The sequence below is a fragment of the Limnohabitans sp. genome (assembly GCF_040400975.1).
Taxonomy (GTDB): domain Bacteria; phylum Pseudomonadota; class Gammaproteobacteria; order Burkholderiales; family Burkholderiaceae_C; genus Limnohabitans_A.
The window spans coordinates 1-4,685 of record NZ_JBBAPF010000055.1 but is presented as its reverse complement, the minus strand read 5'-3'; the positions used below and the strand labels follow the sequence as shown (position 1 = coordinate 4,685).

Annotated in this window: 2 protein-coding genes; both read right to left on the bottom strand. The window is 56.0% G+C overall.

The genetic code is table 11. The annotated features are described in order from the left end of the window. Positions 1-1,502 precede the first annotated feature (1,502 nt). Entirely contained in the window at positions 1,503-3,395 is a 1,893-nt protein-coding gene (locus ABWQ00_RS15590; protein WP_353239572.1) for a hypothetical protein, read from the bottom strand. Beyond that, entirely contained in the window at positions 3,392-4,582 is a 1,191-nt protein-coding gene (locus tag ABWQ00_RS15585) for a hypothetical protein (protein WP_353239571.1), read from the bottom strand. The genes ABWQ00_RS15590 and ABWQ00_RS15585 overlap by 4 nt, the downstream gene beginning before the upstream one ends. Positions 4,583-4,685: the final 103 nt, after the last annotated feature.

Genomic DNA, 4,685 nt, shown 5'->3' with positions numbered 1-4,685 from the left:
GTCCTGTGACAGTCAGTATAATATATTATATGATGTGTCCTACGATGTCCTATGATGTCGTAGGATATTCCATAAGAAATCATATGACATGTATTACGATGTCCTGTGAGAGTTCATTGAGATTGCCTGAAATATGTCCTCTGACATGTCCTGTGATGTCCTAATATATGTCCAGTGATATGTCAAACGACTGTTCAGATGATGCATATGATATGTCAAACTTTATGCCCTATGATGAGATTGTGACATTTCCTATGGTATGTCTTACGACTGCCTATGGTATGTCCTGTGATATGTCATGCGATATGCACTATGATTTCATATGATTTTACACCCTCCGCTAGCTCCACAGCTCCGGCCCCCACAACGCCTTGTGCGAGGCAGCGTCTGCAACGGCCGGGCCAGCAATGCACCATTTGATGAGCTTTGTCGGATCAACTCTAGTCTGATTGGCAGACTTGATCAATCTACATGAATTATGCCCTGGCAGCGAGCACTTCAACGAATGGCTAGCGTTGGCGGGCGGCCCACATGGACCTGTTAAGCGTCCAATTGCCGACATATATGCATCCAAGAAGATGAAGCCACGTTCACTGCGTTGGTACCACACACCATGTGACTGACTGATGATGCCCCTTGCAACATCCCGGGCCATCGGCCCATCCGGTGGCCCAAGTCCTGCAGCCTCAGCCGGACCGGCAGCCTCTGGAGCTGCATCACGTGCAGGGCCAGACTCTTCAGCAAGAGCCTCTGCTGCAAGCTCCGCCGGCAATGGGCCATCAGCAATCGCAACGGCCGCACCTGCCCCCGACGGGGATGCCCCAGAAGCTGCAACTTCACATGCAACACCACTGCCCACAACATCCTTCTCTGCACCTGGTTGCAAGGTCCCATCTGAAACGCTGCTGCTGGACGCAGATTCTGAATCGTTGGATGAATCAGTGTTGCTGTCACTGGCACTCCCCTGCCACTCCACCTCATCTGGCACCTTGGCAATGCCTTTTTTTTAGCCACCGGCACTGCAACGCCCGGCCGACCTGCACCATCCGGCAACAAATCCAGTTCCGAAGGATTGGCCACTGGTTCTGCAACGGCCCTCTTTGGAGGTGGGAAGACTTGCACCACATGATCAATACTGTCTGGATCACACCCGGCACGCAACCGCACAGTCCCACAAGACAAACCGGTTGGCTCTACGATGTCAACGTCAAGGCTCTGCACGAGCACATCTGTGAGCTTCATGCGACAGCATTGACGTGCCACATCCCACGCCGTCATACATCGTATCCGCTCCCCAGCTGCGCAGGGGACAGTGGCAATGGTGAGTGTGGTGGCCTCCAGCTGTACCTCCGCGAACACATGTGTAATGCGGGCATGCGTCTTCCTGGTACGAACATGGCACAGATGTACAAAGAACGACCTGCGCAAGGAGTCTGTGATGCGGAAGTAGGTGCCGACATGGGATGGCTTGAAACATGTCTCAATGCGCTTTCCAATATCTATCACATTCTTGTAGATTCCTTCATCCACTGACCGGCAAACTCCATAGTGCGCGAGGTGGCATGGCAACCGAACCATGAAGTTCTTCTTCTTTGGGATGTCTCCAACATCCCGGACCACATGATTTTCTCGGCACTGGCGGCGCAACCGCTTGGCCCTGTTTGCAATGCCCACATTTGCCACACCACCATGGGATCCGTGAGGCTGCACCAGCGGACAACACTTAAGGAGTTGCTGTTCAAAACATACTCTGACAGAGGCCACCTCTCATCAGAGATACGCCACAAAGGCGGCGAGGGCGGCACAGTGACAGTGATGTTGCTCTTGCAACTGCGGGGTGCCCGTGCAGCTGCAGCCAGGCAAGCATCACCTCTCTCAACCTGCGACATGTTGCGCCATTCAGCTGCTGCTTGCCGCCGTTGTGCAGTGACTGCATCTGCACTGGCACCCGGGTTCTCATCAATCCATGCTGCCACACGGGCATTGCACCACTGCAAGTGCGGGCGTGCAGATCCACGCTTCTTCAATGCACGTCTATGCGCTGTGTTTGCCTTGATGGGGGCATGTGCAGCGAGTGCTTGGCGGCGGAGTGCCTTGGCCGTCCTGAGGTCAGGCATGCCAACAACCAAGTGGTCCTGCATGAGTGTTGCAAGATGCCCAGCGAAGCACAAACGCTCCACTGTGGGTGTCTTCCGCGCACGCACAGAGCTCTTGATCTGCGCAAGCAGACCCTCCACACCCATGTTGCTGCTGCGACCGCAACGGGCCAGCCTCCGGAGCAGGCCCAAGACTGGCTCGCCCAACAATGCGTCAGGGCCACCAACTGACTGTCTGAGGCCCTCTGAGAATTCTGGGTCCAAGTCACACGCGGGCGCATGCCAGAATGCCAACGCCAACTCGCGTTTGCTCTGGTCAGGAAGGAAAGGATCAACCAGCCCCAGCAGTCGCCACGGCCAGTTGAAGTAAGTAACTTCCAGCCTCGCCCACAGCTGTGCACACAAAGCCACTACCTTGGGCCGCAACTCTGACCTCAGAACACTGCCAAAGTGGTGCATCAAAGCCGGCAGTGCGGGTTCACCATTGCATTGTTTGGGGTACAGGATGCTTGCAAGTTCAACCTGTGCTGCAACCAAGGGCCCCGTCCTGCTATCGCAGAGATTCATCAAGCTCCACGCCTGTTGCGCATCCAGATGCTGCAGCCTCGCGCTGAGATGGTCCAGGGGTGCGGTAGTCACGAGGGCAATGGCCAATGACTTGTGGTTGTCAATGCTGCTCAAATATGCATTTGCTTGGCGAGTCTTCTTGATGGACCGTGCGTGCCAGTCATCGTCGTCGTCATTGCCCCTCTTCTTTCGCGCAGGCGTGTCAGGGAAGGCGCATGCAAACGCACGGCCAAGCACATTGTGGCATAAGCAGCCCAATGCCACATGTGTCATTGCAGGCTCATAGGTGTACCACCGGCTGGCCGCAAGCTGGACAGCGGCGAGTTGGCTGAGGCAGGAATCCATCAGTGCCTGTGTGATGCGATGCACTGCATCCTCACGTGACCGGCAACATTGCCGCCCACGGCAAAAATGCTGCAATCGTGGATGCTTCCAATCTCCATTCACAAGCTGCAGCAGCAGGGCGGTCCTGTGGCGCAACAGATCTTCGGCGTGGGCAGCCCCGCCTTCGCGGCCGCGGGTGACAAGATGACGGAGTAAGGTGATATCTGCCACAGATGTGTTGCGTGTATTGAAAACCACAGGTGGTGCACAGTCGCTGATGAAGTCAAGCTCTTGCTGCACCATGCGGACCAGTGTTACCACCAAGGTGTTGTAATGTCCCGTGAGCCCACACACAAATGCAACCCCATGCAGCCGAGGCATAACGTGTTTCCCACTGAAAGTACTCACGCATATCCCATGTAAGATATGAGCCACGCAGGCTGCATACAACAGCCAAAGAAAGTGGTGCACCCCAGACCGATGCATCTCCTCGTTGTGAGCCCGAAAGCGTGATGCAATGTATCTGAACCACCTGCAAGGTCAACCCCGAGGACCAGAGCAATGCGTGGGACAACTCGGGATATCGTCTCCAGACTCTCAAAACTTAGTGGGCCACCCGTCTTCCGCAATGCTGCAACAAGGTTGGAACCGGTGCCGTTTTCTAGAACAACTGGTGGGCATAGCCGTTTCTCATCCCGCGGCACAACACCACCCTCCTCCTGTGGTTCATCCCAATGCACAGAACTGATCTGCCCCATACTTTGCAACACTCCACGCGCCTCAACATTGCTGCTGCAACCCACCAGTGGCGCAATGAGGTCATGGAGCTGCCCAAAACACAGACTGACGGGCGTGAGGTCAAACGATGACAGCAACAACAGCCACGGTGGCGTAAGAAGCCCGCACTGAATGCTGGCCACGAACTGCTTGATATGCTCATCCCGAGCAGCTGCAGCACACAACGACACAACACCCATGGCTGACAAATTGTGAGTTGTCGCCCGCCCGTGATGCGTTGAGGTAGCCCCGATGCCCTGGAACGCGACACGCAACGTGCCCGGCAACGTCCAGGCATTGGGATGGATGCCACGTCCCTGATTCACAACACGTTGACATGCAGTAGTATCCCCATGACGCAGTTGCGTGGAATCCCAGCACGCAGCCAATGCATCAAAGTCCGCACTGGATTGAGAACGTGAAAGGATCTCCTTGTCGATGCCACGTCGCAGCTTTTGTTTGTCAACCGCTGCCAGTCGCAGTGATGATGCGGCGCGTTTCAATGCCTGGCCTGAAACATTTGCAACATATGACTGCTTCAATGTAGCAACACGGAGTGTCAACTGCTGCGGAGCTTCCTCCTCGCTGTTGTCGGGCAACGCATCGAGGTCCCCAGCCATCGGAGCAGCGAGGATCGGTGCCGGCTGTGGCACTGGCGCCGGCACTGGCGCCTCTGCCAGCGGCGGTGCCTCTGCGAGCGGCGCCGGCAACGGCACCACTGCCAGTGGCGGCGCCTCTGCGAGCGGCACCGGCAGTGGCGGCAAGGGCACCGCTGCTTCATCCCCTGATCCAGACAGGGCATCAAGCTCATCATCCATACACGTGAGAATTGGCAGGTCGCTGTCACGACGGAGGGTTCGAGCACTTGTCTGTCTGTCTCTGTCTCTGTCTCTGTCTCTGTCTCTGTCTCTGTCTCTGTCT